This is a genomic window from Bacteroidia bacterium (genome assembly GCA_033391075.1).
Classification (GTDB): Bacteria; Bacteroidota; Bacteroidia; order J057; family J057; genus JAWPMV01.
Map to the genome: position 1 here is coordinate 2,547,329 of JAWPMV010000001.1, position 19,914 is coordinate 2,567,242.

Annotated in this window: 18 protein-coding genes; 7 read left to right on the plus strand and 11 right to left on the minus strand. The window is 42.1% G+C overall.

The features are described 5' to 3' along the window. Nucleotides 1-24 precede the first annotated feature (24 nt). A complete protein-coding gene (locus R8P61_10330) occupies nucleotides 25-1,656 on the plus strand; it encodes a PKD domain-containing protein (GenBank protein MDW3647452.1) in 1,632 nt (543 codons plus the stop codon). A gap of 65 nt (nucleotides 1,657-1,721) precedes the next feature. Here R8P61_10330 and R8P61_10335 read toward each other — a convergent pair whose 3' ends face one another. The 6 genes from R8P61_10335 to R8P61_10360 are packed head-to-tail and all read right to left on the minus strand — an operon-like array spanning nucleotide 1,722 to nucleotide 7,500. Next, the gene (locus R8P61_10335; GenBank protein MDW3647453.1) at nucleotides 1,722-2,921 is read right to left on the minus strand and encodes a hypothetical protein; all 1,200 of its coding nucleotides are present in this window, start codon (nucleotides 2,919-2,921) and stop codon (nucleotides 1,722-1,724) included. Next, complete coding sequence (locus R8P61_10340; protein ID MDW3647454.1) at nucleotides 2,905-3,588, minus strand: ABC transporter ATP-binding protein; 684 nt, start codon at nucleotides 3,586-3,588, stop codon at nucleotides 2,905-2,907. Before R8P61_10340 ends, R8P61_10335 begins: the two co-directional genes overlap by 17 nt. An 18-nt stretch (nucleotides 3,589-3,606) precedes the next feature. Beyond that, a complete protein-coding gene (locus R8P61_10345; GenBank protein MDW3647455.1) occupies nucleotides 3,607-4,872 on the minus strand; it encodes an FtsX-like permease family protein in 1,266 nt (421 codons plus the stop codon). Nucleotides 4,873-4,882: 10 nt separating this feature from the next. After that, nucleotides 4,883-6,100: an FtsX-like permease family protein gene (locus R8P61_10350; protein ID MDW3647456.1), complete on the minus strand. Its 1,218-nt coding sequence runs from the start codon at nucleotides 6,098-6,100 to the stop codon at nucleotides 4,883-4,885. 46 nt (nucleotides 6,101-6,146) lie between these two features. Then, on the minus strand, nucleotides 6,147-6,902 hold the full coding sequence (locus R8P61_10355; protein ID MDW3647457.1) for an outer membrane lipoprotein-sorting protein: 756 nt from the start codon (nucleotides 6,900-6,902) through the stop codon (nucleotides 6,147-6,149). Between the two features lie 19 nt (nucleotides 6,903-6,921). After that, entirely contained in the window at nucleotides 6,922-7,500 is a 579-nt protein-coding gene (locus R8P61_10360; protein ID MDW3647458.1) for a TetR/AcrR family transcriptional regulator, read from the minus strand. Between the two features lie 107 nt (nucleotides 7,501-7,607). Here R8P61_10360 and R8P61_10365 point away from each other — a divergent pair, with 107 nt between their 5' ends. From R8P61_10365 to R8P61_10380, 4 genes are read left to right on the plus strand one after another with little or no spacing between them, the layout of a single operon-like run. Then, nucleotides 7,608-8,186, plus strand: coding sequence for a hypothetical protein (locus R8P61_10365; GenBank protein ID MDW3647459.1), 579 nt, complete (start codon nucleotides 7,608-7,610; stop codon nucleotides 8,184-8,186). Between the two features lies 1 nt (nucleotide 8,187). Further along, the gene (locus tag R8P61_10370) at nucleotides 8,188-8,712 is read left to right on the plus strand and encodes a hypothetical protein (protein ID MDW3647460.1); all 525 of its coding nucleotides are present in this window, start codon (nucleotides 8,188-8,190) and stop codon (nucleotides 8,710-8,712) included. Then, a complete protein-coding gene (locus tag R8P61_10375; GenBank protein MDW3647461.1) occupies nucleotides 8,669-9,448 on the plus strand; it encodes a phosphatase PAP2 family protein in 780 nt (259 codons plus the stop codon). The genes R8P61_10370 and R8P61_10375 overlap by 44 nt, the downstream gene beginning before the upstream one ends. Beyond that, nucleotides 9,448-10,056: a phosphatase PAP2 family protein gene (locus R8P61_10380; GenBank protein MDW3647462.1), complete on the plus strand. Its 609-nt coding sequence runs from the start codon at nucleotides 9,448-9,450 to the stop codon at nucleotides 10,054-10,056. The genes R8P61_10375 and R8P61_10380 overlap by 1 nt, the downstream gene beginning before the upstream one ends. Nucleotides 10,057-10,083: 27 nt before the next feature. On the opposite strand, the gene R8P61_10385 is transcribed toward R8P61_10380, so the two are convergent. Beyond that, entirely contained in the window at nucleotides 10,084-10,587 is a 504-nt protein-coding gene (locus R8P61_10385; protein ID MDW3647463.1) for a hypothetical protein, read from the minus strand. Nucleotides 10,588-10,807: 220 nt separating this feature from the next. Here R8P61_10385 and R8P61_10390 point away from each other — a divergent pair, with 220 nt between their 5' ends. Further along, nucleotides 10,808-12,457, plus strand: a complete 1,650-nt coding sequence (locus R8P61_10390) for a CTP synthase (GenBank protein ID MDW3647464.1) — start codon at nucleotides 10,808-10,810, stop codon at nucleotides 12,455-12,457. A gap of 144 nt (nucleotides 12,458-12,601) precedes the next feature. Then, nucleotides 12,602-14,500, plus strand: coding sequence for a membrane protein insertase YidC (gene yidC, locus R8P61_10395; protein MDW3647465.1), 1,899 nt, complete (start codon nucleotides 12,602-12,604; stop codon nucleotides 14,498-14,500). A 3-nt stretch (nucleotides 14,501-14,503) separates the two neighbouring features. Here yidC and bshB1 read toward each other — a convergent pair whose 3' ends face one another. From bshB1 to aroC, 4 genes are all read right to left on the minus strand, one after another. After that, nucleotides 14,504-15,226, minus strand: a complete 723-nt coding sequence (gene bshB1 / locus R8P61_10400) for a bacillithiol biosynthesis deacetylase BshB1 (GenBank protein ID MDW3647466.1) — start codon at nucleotides 15,224-15,226, stop codon at nucleotides 14,504-14,506. Between the two features lie 6 nt (nucleotides 15,227-15,232). After that, nucleotides 15,233-17,143: a hypothetical protein gene (locus R8P61_10405; GenBank protein MDW3647467.1), complete on the minus strand. Its 1,911-nt coding sequence runs from the start codon at nucleotides 17,141-17,143 to the stop codon at nucleotides 15,233-15,235. 98 nt (nucleotides 17,144-17,241) lie between these two features. Next, nucleotides 17,242-18,723 carry an RIP metalloprotease RseP gene (gene rseP, locus R8P61_10410; GenBank protein MDW3647468.1) on the minus strand — a complete coding sequence of 494 codons (1,482 nt, stop codon included), beginning with the start codon at nucleotides 18,721-18,723 and terminating at the stop codon, nucleotides 17,242-17,244. A gap of 62 nt (nucleotides 18,724-18,785) precedes the next feature. Next, nucleotides 18,786-19,910, minus strand: coding sequence for a chorismate synthase (gene aroC / locus R8P61_10415; GenBank protein ID MDW3647469.1), 1,125 nt, complete (start codon nucleotides 19,908-19,910; stop codon nucleotides 18,786-18,788). Between the last annotated feature and the right edge of the window lie 4 nt (nucleotides 19,911-19,914).

Below are 19,914 nucleotides of genomic sequence, written 5' to 3' on the forward strand. Positions count from 1 at the left end.
TACATTTAACCAAAGCCGATTCAAATGAAAAAAATTACTCTTATTTTTTCTTTATTGTTTGTTATACTAAATGTCCAGGGACAGAAACTCTGGAAGGGGGGACAAATTGATTATACACCTCAAAACTTTAAGCAAACTACTTCTACAGCTGAGTTAAATTCTCTTAAAGGCAATATCAAGAATATAGATAGAAGTCTGAATATTGAGAAAACAATAGACTGTAGTACGGATACTTCTTTATTCCCATTATTTAAGGCTACAAGTCTTGGACTGGATGGAATTAGCAATGCTACTAATAGATTTGCAACTGCTTTGCAGAGATATTCTATCCCGCAAGGGGGATCAGCGGTAGTTAATGGATTTGATTTCTATGCATTTTTTGTTTTCGATTCAACGAATGCGTCTCAAATTTCAACTACAGTAAATGCTAATATCTATGCCTCTAATGATGGAGGGGCTCCCAACTATACCAATCCCTTGGCGACTGTTACGGTAACGGTAGATACTGCGGGAACCAATGACCCAAGTGGAAGCATTGCCTTGGCTGATACAAGGTATACAGCTGTTTTCCCAACTCCAGTTGCGGTTACCGACACCTTCTACATTGAAATTGAAGTTACTAACAATGACTTGATAGGACTTTTTAGAAATAATCTAACCGAAAACAATATTGCCGGTGATGGCCGTGGCTTTGAAGATGGCTGGGTAGTATTTGTTACTGCACAAGGAGCTGTACTAACTCCGGCAACCAATATTACTGCTAATAATGGAGCAGTTGTTTGGGATGTAGATTACCTATTGCACCCTTATATAGAATATAGCATCAGTCCTGCTTTCGAGCTCAATGATGCATCTTGTCTCGCACATGGAGAAGCGGCTATTTTTGATAACCAAAGCTCCATTATGACAGGCAATCCCTACTACAATGTTTTCGCTGCAGATGCGCTGATAAATGGTGCTCCTGATTCGACCTGGTTGTGGATTCAGAACAATGTCGATCAAAATAGCCCAACCACCTGGGGTACCCGGGATTATGTGACTGTTTATAACTCCCCACTTACCGAAGCTTTTCCAAGATTAGAGGTTTTTGAGCTGGGATATAGCCGACTATGTCAGGATAGTGCAGTGAACAGGTATGATTCCGGTCCTTTGTCATCAGCAGACTTCTCATTTTCGGTTGATACAAACCAAACGGTCATGTTTACCAATAATTCTACCGGTACTACTTTTGAATGGGATTTTGGGGATGGAAATACCTCAACAGATGTAGTTCCAACACATACCTATGCGGACGGTGGTACTTACATGGTACAACTGGTTGCCAGCCAAAACAATGGTCCTTGTTCTGATACTTTGGTACAAGAAGTAAACGTTGCTACGACTAATATTCAGGACGATCTTCTAAACGCACAGGTAATTGTATTCCCGAATCCTAGTAATGGAGTATTCTTATTGGATATAAACCTGGATAGCCCTGAAGAAGTAAGGATTGAAGTTCGTAATATGATCGGACAAACCGTTTTCGAATCTCCGGCCAGAAATATGCAGGCTGGTGAAATTCAGTTAAATCTGGAAGGACATCAAAGCGGTATTTATCTTATGACCCTTTGGGCCAATGACAGACAGATTACGCGAAAACTTTCCTTGAATAAATAGCAGGAGATTTGCATAATAAAAAAGAGGGACAGATAATTTCTGTCCCTCTTTTTTAATTCCTATGATTAGAAGCTCCACCTCAATCGGATATATCCGCTACTTGCTGCATGCCCATATCCTAAAGTAGGGGCGCTTGCAAATACACTTTGCGCAATCAAATCCAGGTCCCAATTCTCGACGATAGAATAGGTGAGGGTAGGGACAAGGATTGTCAAATCATTATCAGGCGCATAAATCGTAACCATGCTAAAGGTCATCAGGGGATTTATTTGTCCTGATCCCTGACCGGCAAAAGTCCAGGTGGAGGGGAATAGATTCTTGGCCGAAGGAAGTGCCGTGAATAGGTTGGACTGTCCTCCTAATGCATTGGCCCTTTTCGCATTGCTATTATAGAGAATCCCTCCCGTGATATAAATCCCATTATCAAAGGAATAGTCAGCTCCCAGGGAGAAGTTAAGCGAGGAGATAGAATCTGTTGAAGGGGATAAAGGAATGAAGGCAGTTCCTTCCCCTTTAAATCCTACATTCTTTATACTACCTGCCCATCCTCCTCCAAGTGCAAGGTCGCCTCTGAAATAACCTGCCAGAGCCTGAAAGTCATAACCTTTGATATTGAATTTATATAATGCTGCGGCCGTCGAATTTGAAAGAGTATCATCTGGTGCCCAGGCCAATTCCATACTAGAAACTGCTCCTGTATAATACTGAAAACGAATGGCATCACTACCTGGCCTTTCTTCATAATCAAAATCCAGGAAATTCAAGGCATTGAAAAGATCATTGGGATTCCAAAAGGTATTGATTCCCCAGTTGATCCTTTGCCGTCCTACCCTCAACTCCCATTTTTCTGCAGCATAATTGACATATGCTCTGTCAAAAATAGTATGTAAGAGCAAGTCTTTACTATCAGCCCATCGGATAGACAAATCCAATAAGCCAATTTCCGGATCGATTTGATCTCCAAAGCTTGGATCCAACTTTACTTGCTCCCCCCAAAATAAACGATTTCTTGCTTCAACAGCTATGGTCCAGGAATCATTTGCATAATATTTCAGATTCAAACGATTGTGAAAAAAGCTATTTGTCAAGGGGAAAGTGCCTGTCGTATCTCCTCCAGCAAATGTGGCTATTTGTAAATATTTCACATAGCCGCCCAACTGCCATTTACTTTCTTCTTCCTGTGAGAAGCCTGATGTAGATGACAGATTTAGGCAGAGAAATACAAACAGAAACTTGCGGAAAAGGGCGCTAGTTTTTGTGTTCATCAGAAACGATTTTTCCGTCTTCGAGCGTTACGACTCTTTTGGCTCTATCGATTACCCGCTGATCATGGGTTGAGAATACGAAGGTGATGTTTTCTTTCTCATTTAACTCTGCCATGATATCCAGCAATTGGGTGGTCGACTGAGAATCCAGGTTAGCGGTTGGTTCATCTGCCAGGACAAATTTAGGTTTGGATGCCAAAGCGCGTGCAACTGCTACCCTTTGCTGTTGCCCCCCTGAAAGCTGGTTCGGACGGGTATTGATTTTATCTCCCAGTCCAACGGCATGTAGTAATTCCTCTGTTCTTTGCTCTCGTTCAGCTTTAGATCTTTTCTGCATGAGCATTACGAACTCGACATTCTCTTTGGCTGTCAAAACGGGGATCAAATTATAGGCCTGGAATACAAAACCGATATTTTGAAGACGAAAGTCAATCATTTGATTTTGACTCAGAGAGGATATGTCAATTGCATCAACAAGGATATTTCCAGAACTGGGTTGATCCAGACCGCCGATGATGTTGAGTAGGGTTGTTTTTCCAGAACCGGAAGGCCCAACAATGGCAGTGAATTCTCCTTCTGATATCTGAAGGTCAACTCCATTGACCGCATGAACAGGAACTACTCCTTCATATACTTTATGTAGATCGCGGGTTTCTATAATATTCATTGTCTTTTTTGTTAAAGGTTAAATGGCCCGAACTGCTTCGGATGGATTGAGTTGAAGGGCTTTGTAAGCCGGATAGATGGCTGAAAGCAAAGCGGTAAGGATCACCATAATGATGATTTCCTGATAGGAGCTGGTCGGTAGTTCAGGATAAACTATACTACTGAATCCAAATTGCTCGGAACCTTCTGTAAAGACTCCCATATCAATCCCTTTTTCGCCAAAATAGGTAATCAGTCCCCAGCCGGTAAGTAAACCTACCGGAGCACCAACGAAAGTCAGGAAGACCGTTTCCAGCATGATCATGGAGAAAATTTTCAACTTATTCATCCCCACTGACATGAGCATACCTAGTTCACGGGTCCTTTCCAAAACAGCCATAAGCATTGTATTTATAATGCCAAATGCCAAAGCCAATAAAATGATAAACATGACTATGCGGCTACTTGCAGCTATGGTTTCTGCAAAGAATTGGATGTCAGGTGCAATGTCGCTCCAGGTCTCGACTTTTACCCCCTCATTACCGGCTATTGCAGGCAAAGCATTCACCTTGCTCAACTTGTCCTCTATGAATTCCTTTCTATCATCAGTAATCAGGGCAATTTCATGGATTTCTCCCGGTATCTCCAGAATATGATCCACATCCTGTTTACGGATAAAAACCTGAGCTTCTTCCAATAAAGAATTGGCAGTTTTATAAACCCCGACAACCTTTACTCTTAAGGATGAAATTTCATTGCTGGCAGTTTGAAAGCGAAATACAAGCCTTCGTCTGAAATTGTAACTGTCTTCTCCATTTTCATCTGTTATTTTTACCCCAATCTTCTCTGCCAGTTTTCGTCCGACAACTATTCCGACTGACCTTCCTTCCTTAAAATAATCTCCAGCGACCATTCGCTCTTTAAGTAAGGTTAGTTCAGCTTCTTCTTCTGGATTTATACCGATCAATTCTACGCCAAAGTTGCCTTTGCTACTTTCCAGCATTGCAGGGATAAGAATCCTGCCACTGATTGATTTAACATAGGGTTCTTTCGCAAGTGCCTCAAAAACCTGAGGCCCGTTTTCCATTATAAATTTGGTTTCACCTCCTTTTTCGTATTGTGGGTGGTGAAGTTGTATATGAGAGATTTGAGTTTGGATGATGTCGCGCGTACGGCTTTCTAGTATCCCGAATTGGAGGGAAACCATGAAAACGCCAGACACCAGGCCAATAGCAATCGCTAAGCCTACGATGCCGCTTCTGAGCGGATTTCTCCAAACATTCCTCCAGGCTATTAATGGTATCATAAGTGGATAGTTAGGTTCGCATGGCTTTAATAGGATCCAGACGAAGTAATTGAAGAATAGGGTAAATGCTAATGAGGAGAGTAATGATTAAAACCACCAGAGCCTGAGAGGCAATAACGCCCATATCCAAAGCTGTTGGAATGATGGGAGCGATGTTAAATGCTTCATAAGCTTTGGCTGCTTCTCCTTCAAAGGTGATGGGATTGATTTGGAAATAGGTAATAATAGGTATCGCCGCTACAAATCCGGCGATTACTCCCAGGATAGCCATGATAACCATCTCCAGGGTCAGCAATTGGGCTAACTTCCCTTTTTTCATGCCTATTGCTGTCATTACCCCAAATTCATACTGACGCTCATTGATCATCATTAGCGCTGTACCAAATATCCCGAATCCGATAATCACATAAAGGATGGCCATGAATAAATATCCACCTGCCCTGTCTCCTTCAATCATCTTGATGAGATCAGGACTTAGTTCTGTCCAGGGCATAACTTCATATGCTTCGCTATCCAATTCTGCCTTCAATGCCTGAGCGACACTTTCAGATTGCTTGGGATTCTCAACATTGATCGCATAGGAAGTCAGGCGCTCATGTGCGACAAACATTTCTTGGGCCTCTTTAAGAGGAAGAAACATGATCCGCTTGTTGAGCAAAGGGCTGGCGTATTTAACAATCCCAATAATAGGATAGATTTCATTAGCAGAAACCCCATGATATCCCTGTCCCAGAAGAATCAGACTATCACCTACACCCACTTTCAACTTCTCTGCAATTCCCTGGGCGATCATTAAGCCCCGATCATCAGAAGTCAGGTATCTTCCTTCTACAACTTTCTCTGCAAGATTAGTTAATTGATCCTCTTGTTCCGGTTCCGTCCCAACTATTTGGGCGATGTGAGTCTTTTCTCCCGAGGAAATTAACAAGGCAGATTCAATACGGGGAGTAGCAACCGTAACTCGCTGTTCTTCGGAGAGTGCGGTCTTGATCAACTCAATGTCTTCGAAGCTATTGTCCAGTTTTTGTTCATCCCAGTATCCATTTTGATGAATCTGGATATAACCGGAATAAAAACTCACGGCATTCTTGATCATCTCATTGTAACTCCCTTCTTGTAGAGAGCGCATGAAGGTAGACAAGATTACCGCTACAAATATGGAGGCTGTGGTAATCAATGTGCGCCTTTTATTTCGCCAAAGATTACGCCATGCCAATTTTAATAACATGTGTATAGATTATGTGGTTTTGTGAATCGATAGTAGTGAATGCGAATTAACGCACACGTTTCATATTCTGGACGCTGAAAAAGTTTTCAGAAATACCGGTATCAAATTCAATGTTCTGATATTCGATCACAGTTTTATGGCCTTCATCTTCGACAGGAAGCATTTCCAGTTTGGTCGCAAAGGTTTTTCCTCCCAATGTTTTGATATTGGAAGCGACCATAACATTTATCAGGTAGTCGTCTTCGTCATAAAACTCATTTCTCAAGGTGAGATAGTCTTGCTTATCCACCCAAACATAAACTTTGCTCCAAACTACTGCAGCATCATCATGCGGGATCATCTCGATCTTCCAACAAGGACGATCGCCAATGGTTGAATCTCCCAAGACTTTGAGGTCGTAATCCCTTATTAGAGAAGCTTCTCTTACCAGGTCATCATTGGTGAAATCAGAGCCCATCCAGGATTGGGACATCATAGAAGGTGGGAGCTTGATGGTTCTCTCAATGCGAGGCATCCAGTTCCATACTTCCTTTACCCTTTTCAAGGTAACAGTTCCCAAATCTCTTTTTGGAGCTGTAACCAGCATGATGGCATAGTCATCTCCCTTGGACCAACTTTTCATACTCATCGTTCGAGACCAGCTTGGTCTGACAATGGTCATGGTCATTTCCGCTTTAGAACTGGTCGCTCCTCTGCGGACTTCTTCTGCTTTGGTGATGATGTCAACCGCGGATTGAGCCTGTACTTTCCCAAAAGAAAGCAATAAAGCGGCGATAAGAATAGTGAATATGTGAAATTTCATTATTAGAATGTTTTAGTTTCTACTTACAGTACTTTTTTATCAAGTGCTCTTTCAGATCATCCAGGGGCAATTCTTCTCCCAGCACCAGATATTGCATGCCGATCCCGTCAAGGGCAGCAGATATAGTAATAGCTTCTTCTTTTGGATCTTCTGCCCCCAAATCTTCCAGCAGCATAGTCATCAAAGGTAGAGTACCCTTGTACCTTGCCAGGATTATATCCTTCAGTTTGGGGAAATCTTCCATTTGCATTGCCAGACTTACCATTAATTTTGAATGATGTTTTTGGGTGCGAAAATAGTCGAATGAAAAATCTATCAGAAATTTGAAGCGATCCTTTGAGTTTGTCAGTCGCCCCATTTTTTCAATAATTACATCTCCCTGCTTCATTTCTTCAAAGACAATTTGATTCATCAAGTCCTCCTTGTCGGCAAAGTAATTATATATCAGGCCTTTAGATACGCCAGCCAATTTTCGGATTTGTTCGATGGAAGTATTGTGAAAGCCACGACTTGCAAAAAGTTCAAGAGCGGCCTCCAGAATCTTGCTTCGACTCTGTTGCCGGATGACTTCATTTTGTGCAGGAGATTTGGGACTCATATATTTTTGGGTGACCGGTCAGTCAATTATACGGGCCAATTTAGGAAAAAGATATAATTAGGGCTAATTTCAAGTCTCGGATTTTTGAAAAATGCTCCTATAAGCTTGTGAAGAAAGATTTTTTAATAAAAATAGTGCTGGGATTCTCACTTCTCTGGGCGCTTTCCTCCTGTTTTCAGGTAAGGAATGTGGAACCTCCGGGCATTGTGAGTTCGGATTGGATAAGTCCTACTGACTATGAAATTCTTTTGCAAAACCTCCAGCGATCAGTGGGTAATACCAATGTTCAGAATTACCTCCGCTGCTTTAATAATGATTCCTTGAGGTTTACTCCTGCTGCCTCTCTTTTCAATGATAATGAACCGATCTGGTTGGCCTGGTCCATACAGGATGAACAGGCTTATTTTGATAACATGATTCAGAATCTTACAGTTTCGACTGGAAATTCTTTGGTTTTGAGAGAGACAGAATTGCAGAATGTTGATGCTGATTCTCTGACCTATGTGGGAGAATATACCCTGAGAATCAATCACCGGGATACCACTTTGACCACCTTGTTCAAGGGACAAATACAATTATTGATTAAATTGAACGAGTTTAACGAATGGGAGATCAGCCGTTGGCAGGACATTGAATTGATCCAGGACAGCAGTTGGAGCCAGTTAAAATTAAGCTTTGTTCAATAAGATGCAGAAGTTCAGGAAATTCCTCATCCTCATAAGCGCGCTAAGCAGCATAGCTGTTGGCCTGGGGAGTTGTAATCCTTTTGCACCTGCTTATGATCCGGAAGGTCTTGCCAATGTAAATCTTCTGGGAGATCCCACCAATATTGATGGATATTTCCGCTTATTCAAAAACGCTTATGAACTAAGAGATACCTCCTTATATGGTACTCTCTTTGACGCGGACTTTATTTTTGCTTATTACGATCCTGACTTGGGACAGGAAATCCAGTGGGATCGAGATACCGAATTGTCAACTTCCTTCAATCTCTTTCAGTCTGTCATACAGATCAACCTGGATTGGAATTATTATACACAACTGGATACCACCGAAGTAGAAGCTGCCATTATCAGGAATTTCAACCTGAATATTGAGCAGGATGAGCAGAATGTTTTTTCGGGTTCAGGTAGAGCCAGGTTCAAATTACGTCGGGAATCTGTAGGAGATGCCTGGCGCGCATATTTTTGGTTTGATGACTCAGACTTTTAGTTCCCGCCTAAGGCAAAATATTAAAGAATTAGGCCCATTTATGGGGACCTGCTTGCTATATGCATTCGCTCTTGGGGGCTTGCTTATGGCTATGGGTTATTACGACAGTTTTTTATACCTAAATGCCATTCGAACCCCATTTTTGGATGCCTTTATGCCTCACTTTACCCATCTGGGGGAAGGGGTTACGATTGCTATGATCTTTGCATTTTTGATTTTTAATAGAGATCGGGCACTGGTCAATACCCTTATCGTGGCTTTACTGCTGCTGGGCATAGTCTTATGGAGTTTAAAGCAATTTGTATTTGTCGGATGGAATAGGCCCCCCAAGGTTTTTGAAAACCTTACTGATATATACTACATCAGTTTGGGAGGAGAAAAATATAAAAGCTTTCCTTCGGGCCACAGTTCAGCCGTTTGGATGATGATGAGTTTTATGGCTTTTTATCTTCGGGATAGTAAGAAAATCTGGCAGTTTCTGGCAGCAATCATAGCCATCTCAGTAGCTTATTCCCGGGTATATATCGGCGTTCATTTTCCCGGAGACATATTGGCAGGAAGCTTTATTGGAGTCGGATTAGGTTTGCTAAGTATTAGCTTTCATTATCCTCGTATGCAGCTTAGAGAAAGGGAAGGTAGATTAAACCAGGGATACAGAAGCATTGCCTTACAAGGATTTATGGTATTTCTACTTGTAGGAAGTTTAATCCGCATGTACCAGGACTATTACATCTGATGCTAGAATTACTGTTGGAATGGGACCTTGAGTTGTTTCAGCTTATCAACTCCGCAAATCATCCTTTTTGGGATGAACTCATGTTTTACATAAGTGAAAGATTGACCTGGATTCCCGCCTATCTTTTCTGTCTGTATTGGGTAATAAAAAAAGAAAATGCCAAAGGCATACTGCTATTTTTTATAGCCATTGCATTACTCATCGCTTTTGCGGATCAATTTACCTCCGGTTTTATGAAACCTTATTTTCAAAGGTTTCGGCCATGTAGAGCAGAGGCAGCCCTGGATTTTGCCGTGCATATTGTTCATGGTCATTGTGGAGGAAAGTTTGGCTTCGCTTCTTCACATGCAGCAAATTTCTTTGCTTTGGCGAGCTTTCTGTCCTATTATTTTGCCAAAAGAAAAATCAGCATTATCCTCTTCAGTTGTGCAGCAATTGTTGCCTTTAGCCGCGTTTATTTGGGTGTCCATTATCCCGGAGATGTCTTGGTAGGTGCCCTGATAGGCATGCTGGGAGGATTTTTGATTTCCCGCTTACATCTTTTCGCAAAAGATAAAGCCTTCAATCAAAAGATTGAAGGCTCCCATCAGCATGGCAAAAGCCATTAAAGAAAGTAAATTATAGTATCTCGTAATCTACTTGGCCATAGTAAGCTCCGCAATGAAAGACTCAGTCTTCATGCGAGGGCCATACTTACGGCTTGTACTCTTTAAGTGTACTTCAGCGCGAAAAGGCCTAGCGTTAGAGTAAATAATTACTTCCGTCATCTTATTTTCATCCACTGCAACAAAGTGCTGAACGTCTTTTGAGTTGAAAGCTTTGTAGACTTCTCCTTTGCCTTCAAGATAGGATAAACAGCCATTCAGCGCATCCTGGGCATCTTTTAGGCTGGCATAGGATCTTTTATCTTCTACAGCATATAGCTTGTCGGTCTTGAAATAATATTTTATTTCATTGATAGAATCAATTTTACTGCTGAGGATCTCGCCATCCATTTTTTCTACAAGTTCCAGGTAATCTCGGGTCTGAAGAAAGGAGTCAACCCTGGTCGAATTCTGCCCAAAATCTAGAAATAGGACATTTTGCCCGAATGTAGCCAGGGAGCAGAGCAAGAATGTAATCAGAAAAGCAAACTTCATATGGTAGATTTACAAGAATGAGGCCATTTATATATTTAGACGGTTTATTAATTTTTTGTAAATTACGCTTGTTCGTACTAGTTTAAAATCAACAATATCCTTAATTCTTACTTATGCCTCTTAAGGGGCTGGAAAGGCATTTGCTACAATTCCTGAAATTCAATTTCAAATTCTAAAAACAGATTGTACTTTTGCGCTTTCGTAATCGTTTGAAATATAAATGGCTAAAACCACAAAATACATCTTCGTTACTGGAGGCGTAACTTCTTCACTGGGCAAAGGCATCCTCGCTGCCTCTCTCGCCAAACTCCTTCAATTGAGAGGCTATAGTGCGACCATCCAAAAATTTGATCCCTACATCAATATTGATCCCGGCACCCTGAATCCCTACGAACATGGGGAGTGCTATGTGACCAATGATGGGGCCGAGACTGACCTGGATTTGGGACACTATGAGCGTTTTCTCAATGTTCCGACCTCACAGGCAAATAATGTGACTACCGGAAGGATTTATGAAACAGTAATTCGCAGGGAAAGAATGGGGGAGTATGGAGGAAAAACTGTACAGGTAATTCCGCATATTACCAATGAAATCAAAAGGAGATTTGCCCTCATTAATGATGAAAGTAAGTGGGATATCGTCTTAACAGAAATTGGAGGTACAGTAGGAGACATTGAGTCATTGCCTTACATAGAAGCTTTGCGCCAGTTTCGATACGATCATGGCCCTGAAAATTGCCTGGTTATTCACCTCACCCTGGTTCCCTATCTGGCAGCGGCAGGAGAACTTAAAACCAAGCCAACTCAGCATTCTGTGAAAAGTTTACTTCAGAGTGGTGTTCAGCCTGATATCCTGGTTTGCAGAAGCGAAAGAAAGATTCCGGTGGAGGTGAGAAATAAAGTAGCGCGTTTTTGTAATGTGGAACCAGAAGCGGTCATTGAAAATATCAATGCAAGCACCATCTACGAAGTACCTTTTCTTTTGCATAAAGAAAAACTGGATAAGGTAGTGCTAAAGAGACTGGGGCTTACCAATAAGAAAAAACCGGATTTTAGCTATTGGAAGAATTTCGTCAGCAAATTGAAGAATCCTTCTGATGAAGTACATATCGGTCTGGTAGGAAAATATGTAGAATTGCATGATGCCTACTTATCTATCGCCGAATCTCTGATCATTGCAGGTTCAGAATTCGAACTGGAGGTGAAAATCCACTGGATTCATTCCGAAGATATAACCGAAGTAAATTGCCCGAGATTGTTGGGTGCTCTTGATGGCGTTTTGGTAGCTCCCGGATTTGGAGAAAGGGGGATAGAAGGGAAAATTGAAGCCGTGAAGTTTGTGCGAGAGCAAAATATCCCTTTCTATGGGATTTGTCTTGGGATGCAAATGGCAGTCATTGAATATGGTCGCAATATAATGGGGATCAAATCTGCGAATAGTACCGAATTTGCTCCCGATACAAAAGCACCGGTGATTTCTCTTATGGAGGAACAGAAGAAAGTGAGTCAATTGGGAGGAACTATGCGTTTGGGAGCTTACGATTGTAAAGTAGAGGAGGGGAGTCTCGCTCACCAGGCATACGGGAAAGACTTGGTCCACGAAAGACATAGACACCGCTACGAATTCAATAATGATTATAAAGGGAAGTATGAGAAAAAAGGCATGTTGATGAGCGGGGTCAATCCCGATACAGGCCTTGTTGAGATGATCGAATTACCCGAGCATCGCTATTTTCTGGGATCACAATTTCATCCAGAATATAAAAGTACCGTTGAATCTCCGCATCCGCTTTTCCTTTCCTTCGTGAATGCTGCTTATCAGTACAAATTGGAGAAAGCCAAGCAAAGTGAAGTGGTAAGTAGCGACTAAGTGAATTTCTCATTGCATTCTCGCAGAATCAAAAAATAGTATGTACCTTTGTCCCCTGATTTTGGAGAGAAATTTAGGTCTGATAAAGTTTTGTAATTTTTCCAATATACACACGACTAATAGGCCTGAGAATTAAATATACTCATGGATAAAAATGCGATTACGGGATTGGTGTTGATGACGTTGTTGACAATAGTGTATTTCACCTATTTTGCACCCAAACCCCCTCCACCAGAAGAAAATACCTCTACGGAAAGTCAGACAGAGCTGGTCGAAGAGGCTGATATGACGGAAAGTCCGACAGAATCAGTACCAGAACTCGATGCAGTTGCTCAGGATTCCATTAAGAAAGCCCAGAAGCTTGGCAAATTTGGATCATTCTACCAACTGACTGAAGGAGAGGCAAAAAATATCGAAATCAAGACGGATAAATTTGATCTTGGGGTCAATAGCAAAGGAGGAGCCATTAACTCGGCTTATCTGAATGATTACAAAACATTCGACTCCCTGCCTTTACCCATGATTGATCCGAATCTGCCCAATAACTTCGATTTCTCCTTTTACAATGACAATAAGGTTATAGCCAGTTCTGATCTTTACTTTCAGGCCTCTAAAAGTAAAATCAATCTTACAGGATCTGATTCTACTAAATTGGTTCTGACTGCAAAAGTTGATGACAACAAATCGCTGGAGCAGATTTACACCTTTTACGGCGATCGGTATGATATCGGCTATGAGATTCGGATGAAAGGCTTAAAGGATGGACTGGGAAATATCTCTTATTTCGATATCAACTGGACCAATACCCTGCCGAAGACAGAGCTTTCTGTAGAAAATATGCGCCAGAAAACCTTCTTTGCTTATAAAGAAGGCAATAGCGTAGAGAAAGCAACTGCATCAGATGAAATTACCGAAGAGGCCATTAAAAATGGATTTGACTGGCTGGCATATAAGAGTCAGTTCTTTTCTATGGTTCTGATTGGAGAAAAACCTTTCCGTTCTGGTAAAGTAAAAATGGGAACGCCTCCCGTGGATGATGTAAACCGCATCATGGAGTCCAAGGTGAAAGTTGATATTCCTCGTTCAGATGATATCAGCAATAGCTTCCGGATATACATGGGACCCAATGAGTACGCTACCCTCACCTCCTATGATATGGGACTGGAGAAGCAAATGGACCTCGGATGGTGGGTAATCAGTTATATCAATGTAGGTACTACCTATATTTTCAAATTTCTTGAGAAATATATCTCGAATTACGGGATCATTATTATCATTCTGGCCCTTATCATTCGTACCATGGTATTGCCGCTCACCTATAAGAGCTACAAGTCCATGGCGAAAATGCGGGTGCTGAATGCGACTCCGGAAATGAAGGCTTTGGATGAAAAGCACAAAGATGATCCTCAGAAGTTGCAAATGGCCAAAATGGGCATTTATAAGGAAATGGGAGTGAGTATGTTTGGAGGCTGTCTACCCATGCTATTATCTTATCCCTTTCTGATTGCCCTGTTTTTCTTCTTCCCGCAATCGGTAGAGTTGAGGCAACAATCCTTCCTTTGGGCCAATGACCTTTCCACTTACGATAGCATCTTTAACTTCGGTTTTAGTATTCCTGCATATGGAGATCACATCAGTCTCTTTACCCTGCTGATGGCGATATCGACTTTCGTTTATACTTTCTACCAACAAAAATCTCAACCGACAGCAGGTGCCAATCCAGCCATGAAGTACATCGCTTACTTTATGCCTATTGTCCTCCTGATCTTCCTGAACAACTATGCTTCAGGTCTGAGTTTGTATTACCTTACTTCCAACATCATTTCAATTTCTCAAACCCTTCTGATCCGCCGTACGATCAATGATGAAGATCTGCTAGCACAGATGAGAAATACCCAAAAGCAAATGAAAGGCAAGAAAGGGAAAAAGAAATCCAAAAGCCGTTTGGAAAAATGGGTAGAAGGGCAGCAAAAGAAGCAGCAGGATATGATGAAAGACCGCAAAAAAGCTGCAGGTCCTAACAGAAGAAGCAAAAGAAAATAGGTCTTAAATAAGATCCATAGGAGTCTTTATGAGGAGAGGGGTTTCAGAAATGAATCCTTCTCCATATAAAGCTCCCGCTCTATGACCCATATCCCGGGCACGAGCTTCCAGAAAATCCCAGAATCCCTTGCTGGAAATGTAGGTTTGTGGCTCATCCCTTTTACTTTCCGGATCAAAAAATTGGGAACCAAAAGCCTTGATAGCTGTACATTTTCCCTCCCAATAGGGCGTAATATCAACGACGAAGTCAGGTTCGAGGGCATGATCCTGGATATAGAAACAAAATCTTTTGGGTCGCCAGGCTGCTTGTTGCTCTCCATCCATCTCAGTTTTAATCATGCGAAGCCCACTGTAGAAAATAGCATCACGAACGAGTTTGGAAGCTCTTCCATGATCGGGATGCCGATCCTGAGGGGCATTTGCGATTACCAGTTCTGGCTGATACTTTCTGACCATGCGAATGATTTCCTTTTGATGGGCTTCATCCTGGACAAAAAAACCATCACGAAATCCCAAATTCTCTCTTGCACTCAATCCCATGAGCTTGCTGGCCGCTGCTGCTTCTTCCATCCTGAGTTCAACCGTCCCTCTCGATCCCAGGTCTCCTTTAGTTAAATCAATTACTCCAACTTTGTAGCCATTATCTATCAATTTGAGGATAGTTCCTGAACAGCCTAATTCTGCATCATCAGGATGTGCAGCAAATACCAGTACATCTAATTTCATGAGGGATTATTTAATATTTCCTATCAGTAGTTTCTCATTGTAAAGCAACCTTTCTCCTGAGGCATCTTGAACAATATGTTGCCAAATATACAAGCCTGACTGAATATTAGCCGGAATATCGAACTGAAACTTGTCAGAATAGGGCTCGAATGAGCGATATTCATGGATGAGGGCTCCTTTGAGGTCTAATAAGCGAGCCTCGTAAGAGATAACATTCAGTATAGGGTCTATGTTCAAATAGAGTTTTTGGGAGTTTAGGGGATTGGGATAAAGCCTGATAGAAGAAGGGAAGCTTTCTCTTAAGCTAAGGACTACTTCCGAGGTATTGAAAAACTCAGGTCGGATCATGAGGCTACCTCCCAAATTAAAGTTTTTCCATACTCCTGCAGAATCATAATAGCATTTGGCGTCATTGTCATAACTCAGGTCATAGCCGATTCCTATAGGTAATGTATTGAGTTGCTGAATACCTACCCATATCGTACCATCTACCGGGACATTGCTATTAAGGGGAAAGCGCACATAGGTATTTGACTCATCTCCATAAGTAACCTTCATGTCATTTACCTGTTCGAAGAGAATCGAGTCTGGATGAGGAAAGCTCCAGATTCTAAATCGGAAACTCCTTCCTTCCATATAATCTATGGCATTATTGACAGGATTGAAGTTCAGGGTAGGAACGAAACTGATCCAGACTGCAGAAATCGAATCTGCTTGATCCAGATTTACCTCAACTCCCATTCCCAATGGACGATTCAAGCCCAATCCCATGTCAGCTTCTCCATCATCATAAGCCAAAATGGAATCGACCCGAAAACTTTCTCTAAATACATTGTTTTCAGAGCGGTCATCTGAGCTATTGCTATTAACCTCGAGCTGCAGGACAGAAGGAGCGGCCAAGCTTTGGTTGGCAAAAGAGCTGAAATTAATGATGCTATTGCTATTGCTATTGGCTCCCAGACTAAGGTTCTCAGTCTGGCTGAAGGGAGGGGTCAAGGGCGTACTCAGGAAGATCTCAGAGAGGTTTGCATCGACATTTATATTTCCATTTCCAGTACCTACATTACTTATCTCTACATCAAAGCCCAGGCTATTGCCTCCCGATTGCTGAAAATGCTTTAAGGGTACTGCAGAAAAGGGGGCGAAAGGAGAACTTCTCAGGCCAACTGCAGATTGATCGTTTAATCCCAGAGAAGAGCCATTTCTATTAGGGGCCATGTAGACATAATCCAGATGCCAAACGTCAATCGCTCCGTTTAAGGAACCCTTATTCTCAAAAGCAATTTGAAATTCCTCTACAAACCATTGAACACGATTGACAGGAATACTTACATATTGAAAATCTTCATTTCCCCCTGCACGACTATAAACCAGAAACGTATCGCTGGGGGTAAGGAATGATACCCGAAAGGAATCCGTCGCTTCCGGACTTTCGCCTAATCCACCTGCCTGTAAATAAAAGGACAGAAAGATTCCACTCGAAGCAGTAAAGCCACGTAAATCAAGGTAGTGCGTCAAAAGAAGGTCCGCTTTACCGAAAGCCAGAGATCGAATCTCATAGGGACTGCCGTCTGAATTTCGTCCATCAAAAATCAAACTCCCTCTGGAAGGGGGATTAATGGCTGCATTTCTGACTCGATCCGGAATTCCTCGACCTTCCATCTTGGGATCATACCACAGGGCAGGATCCGGCTTTTTACTTTCCGAAGAAAAATCATCGAAAAAAGGCTGGCCGGCTGAAAAACTTAAGGTGTCTGGTCCATCCATCCGACTTTGGATGGGAGCCCTGTCTGGCCTGATCTCTGCCCGATGATTAAGGTCATTAACCAGTACAGGTATTGATTGTGCGAATAAACCGTTGACAAGAAAAAGGGGCAGAATAAAGAGGCGTATAGCCTTTTGCAGGTATAAGGTCATGTCTTTTAGGCTCTGGTAAGGCGCTAAAATAGGAAAAATAGATGGCGGGAAAAACGCTAAATATTTCCCTCTCTCAGAAATGTAAAATGAGGGCTGTTTTATTGGTTTATTTGAATCGCATCATTGAAGAGGAAATAGACCATCAACATCAATACGATCACCATACCTATCTGCTGTGCGATCAGCCTGACTTTTACTGAGGGCTCTTTTCGAGTTACGGCTTCAATAAGGAGAAATACTACATGCCCTCCATCAAGTGCCGGAATCGGGAGGATGTTGATAAAGGCCAATACCATACTCAACATACCCGTCAAATGAATAAAGCCTTCGATGCCCTGGTTTCTGAAAATCTCTAGATAAACTTTGGCAATTTGTATAGGCCCCATGACTGATTTCGAAACTTCGACGCCGGGATTGGTCAGGTTTTTAAAACCCTGGATATTATCCGATAATCCACCAAAGGCCATTTTCGCGCCAGGACCAAATGATTCGAAAAATCCATATTCCAGGGTGTCCAGTTTAAAGAGGCTTTCCAGGGGAGCACTCAAAACACCCAGAATGGGAAGAGAATCCGTTTTTATGATGAAATCCAGGGTATCTGCCCCTCTAGTTACTTTGACCGGAATTTCTGCGAAAGTTTTGTCTTTCATAAAACCGCTTATCTCCCGGAAATAAGTAATAGGAATCGTATCCAGTTGGATGATTTTATCTCCACTTCTCAGACCTGCCGTATGAGCAGGAGAAGGAATACCTGTATCCTCTGGACTAAATTTCATGACTTCTTTTACCTCAACTACAGAAGGGTAGCCCAGGTCAAAAATACTTCGGGAGTATTCCTTGTCATTATAATAGTTCTGGATCGTAGGGGGAACATCTATACGGATGATCTTTCCATCTCTTTTTACTTCGAAATAAGCATCATCTGAAATGATGTTTCCACCATCTCTGTACTCATTGAAGTAGGGGAGGGCTTCCCCTTTGAAAGAAACCAATGAGTCTCCTGATTTAAATCCTATTAAGCTTCCTATGCTTTGCTTCTCACCTTCTCTTACTTCAATTCCATAGCGCACTTCTTCTATGGGCAAAAGGAGATCTCCATAGAAAAACTTGATCATGGAGAAAATGAAGATTCCCAGGAGAATATTCATGATTACCCCTCCAGTCATCACAATCAGTCTCTGCCAAACGGGCTTGGAACGAAATTCATAAGGTTGAGGTTCTGATCCGAGGTAATCGGTATCAAAGGATTCATCGATGATTCCGGAAATTTTCACATATCCTCCCAAAGGAGTTGCACCGATTTGATATTCTGTTTCTCCTTTGGTGAAACTGAACAGTTTAGGCGGGAAACCGATAGAAAAGGTTTCCACTCGCATACCAAAAGCTTTCGCTGTCAGGAAGTGTCCCAGTTCATGTACGGTAACAAGTATACTGATTGCAATCAGGATCAATCCAATCGCACTAAGAATATCCAGAACCAGCTGCATATTGCCAGTTAGGAAACCCAGTAATAGAGCTACCAGGATGATCCCACCGATGATCCCAAGACGCTGAAAGCTTTTATTTCTATTTGAACTCATATAATAAACTGCTCAATTCCCGTAAAAATAACACACACCTTTAGACAAACGAAATATATTCCTTACTTGTTTGGTAAGCGAAAGGAGGATTCATCACTTTTTAGTTTTTCCAATCGGCTACTTTCTCTCAACATCCATTGATCCAGAACTACCATAGCTGCCATAGATTCAACGATGGGTACTGCCCGGGGAACTACACAGGGATCATGCCTTCCTTTTCCTTTCAGGGTGATTTCTTCTCCTTCAGAATTGATGCTTTGTTGGTCTTGCATGATGGTGGAGGTTGGCTTAAAGGCTACTCGAAAGTAGATATCTTGTCCATTACTGATACCTCCTTGTATTCCTCCGGAAAAATTGGTGCGGGTTTTTACTCGATTGTTTTCGGTATAAAACACATCATTATGCTCGGAACCCCTCAATTCTGTACCCGCGAAACCAGAGCCAAACTCAAAACCCTTTACAGCATTGATACTTATCATAGCCGCACTGAGCTGAGAGGAGAGTTTATTATAAATCGGTTCTCCTACACCTGGCGGGATACCCCTTAACCTGCATTTTATCACCCCTCCGACTGAATCTCCTTCTTTTCTAATCTGATCAACGAATTGATACATCTTTTCAGCCATCTCAGCATCGGGACAGCGAACCGCCTTCTGAAAATCCGTTTCCAGTTTTATTGTATCTGGCTCTCCTTCATATTTGAGTTGGTGTATACTTTGTACCCATGCCTCAATTTTAACCTCGGCGAGCTGGTTCAGAACCTGTTTAGCTACAGCACCCCCGATAACTCTGGCAATCGTTTCCCTGGCTGAGGACCTGCCTCCGCCTTTATGATCTCTAGTGCCATATTTGGCGAGATAGGTATAATCACTATGAGAGGGGCGAAAAGCAAAACTCAGATGATCATAATCTGCCGAGCGCACGTTCTCATTGGGAACAAAAAATCCCAGCGGAGTTCCGGTAGTTACATTTCCCACATGTCCGGAAAGCAATTTGAAGGTATCGGATTCTTTCCTTTGGGTAGTGATGCGTGAGGTGCCAGGCTTGCGGCGATCCAGTTCAGACTGAATGAATTCAAGATCCAATTCTACACCTGCCGGACAGCCATCAATGACCACCCCAATTCCTTCACCATGGGATTCCCCAAAGCTGGTGATTTTGTAGAGCGTACCAAATGTGTTGGACATAGTT

Bases quoted from the DNA above. Each gene is read 5' to 3' on its own strand.
- R8P61_10330 (MDW3647452.1), top strand. From the start codon at position 25: ATGAAAAAAATTACTCTTATTTTTTCTTTATTGTTTGTTATACTAAAT.
- R8P61_10335 (MDW3647453.1), bottom strand. From the start codon at position 2,921: ATGAACACAAAAACTAGCGCCCTTTTCCGCAAGTTTCTGTTTGTATTT.
- R8P61_10340 (MDW3647454.1), bottom strand. From the start codon at position 3,588: ATGAATATTATAGAAACCCGCGATCTACATAAAGTATATGAAGGAGTA.
- R8P61_10345 (MDW3647455.1), bottom strand. From the start codon at position 4,872: ATGATACCATTAATAGCCTGGAGGAATGTTTGGAGAAATCCGCTCAGA.
- R8P61_10350 (MDW3647456.1), bottom strand. From the start codon at position 6,100: ATGTTATTAAAATTGGCATGGCGTAATCTTTGGCGAAATAAAAGGCGC.
- R8P61_10355 (MDW3647457.1), bottom strand. From the start codon at position 6,902: ATGAAATTTCACATATTCACTATTCTTATCGCCGCTTTATTGCTTTCT.
- R8P61_10360 (MDW3647458.1), bottom strand. From the start codon at position 7,500: ATGAGTCCCAAATCTCCTGCACAAAATGAAGTCATCCGGCAACAGAGT.
- R8P61_10370 (MDW3647460.1), top strand. From the start codon at position 8,188: ATGCAGAAGTTCAGGAAATTCCTCATCCTCATAAGCGCGCTAAGCAGC.
- R8P61_10375 (MDW3647461.1), top strand. From the start codon at position 8,669: ATGCCTGGCGCGCATATTTTTGGTTTGATGACTCAGACTTTTAGTTCC.
- R8P61_10380 (MDW3647462.1), top strand. From the start codon at position 9,448: ATGCTAGAATTACTGTTGGAATGGGACCTTGAGTTGTTTCAGCTTATC.
- R8P61_10385 (MDW3647463.1), bottom strand. From the start codon at position 10,587: ATGAAGTTTGCTTTTCTGATTACATTCTTGCTCTGCTCCCTGGCTACA.
- R8P61_10390 (MDW3647464.1), top strand. From the start codon at position 10,808: ATGGCTAAAACCACAAAATACATCTTCGTTACTGGAGGCGTAACTTCT.
- yidC (MDW3647465.1), top strand. From the start codon at position 12,602: ATGGATAAAAATGCGATTACGGGATTGGTGTTGATGACGTTGTTGACA.
- bshB1 (MDW3647466.1), bottom strand. From the start codon at position 15,226: ATGAAATTAGATGTACTGGTATTTGCTGCACATCCTGATGATGCAGAA.
- R8P61_10405 (MDW3647467.1), bottom strand. From the start codon at position 17,143: ATGACCTTATACCTGCAAAAGGCTATACGCCTCTTTATTCTGCCCCTT.
- rseP (MDW3647468.1), bottom strand. From the start codon at position 18,723: ATGAGTTCAAATAGAAATAAAAGCTTTCAGCGTCTTGGGATCATCGGT.
- aroC (MDW3647469.1), bottom strand. From the start codon at position 19,910: ATGTCCAACACATTTGGTACGCTCTACAAAATCACCAGCTTTGGGGAA.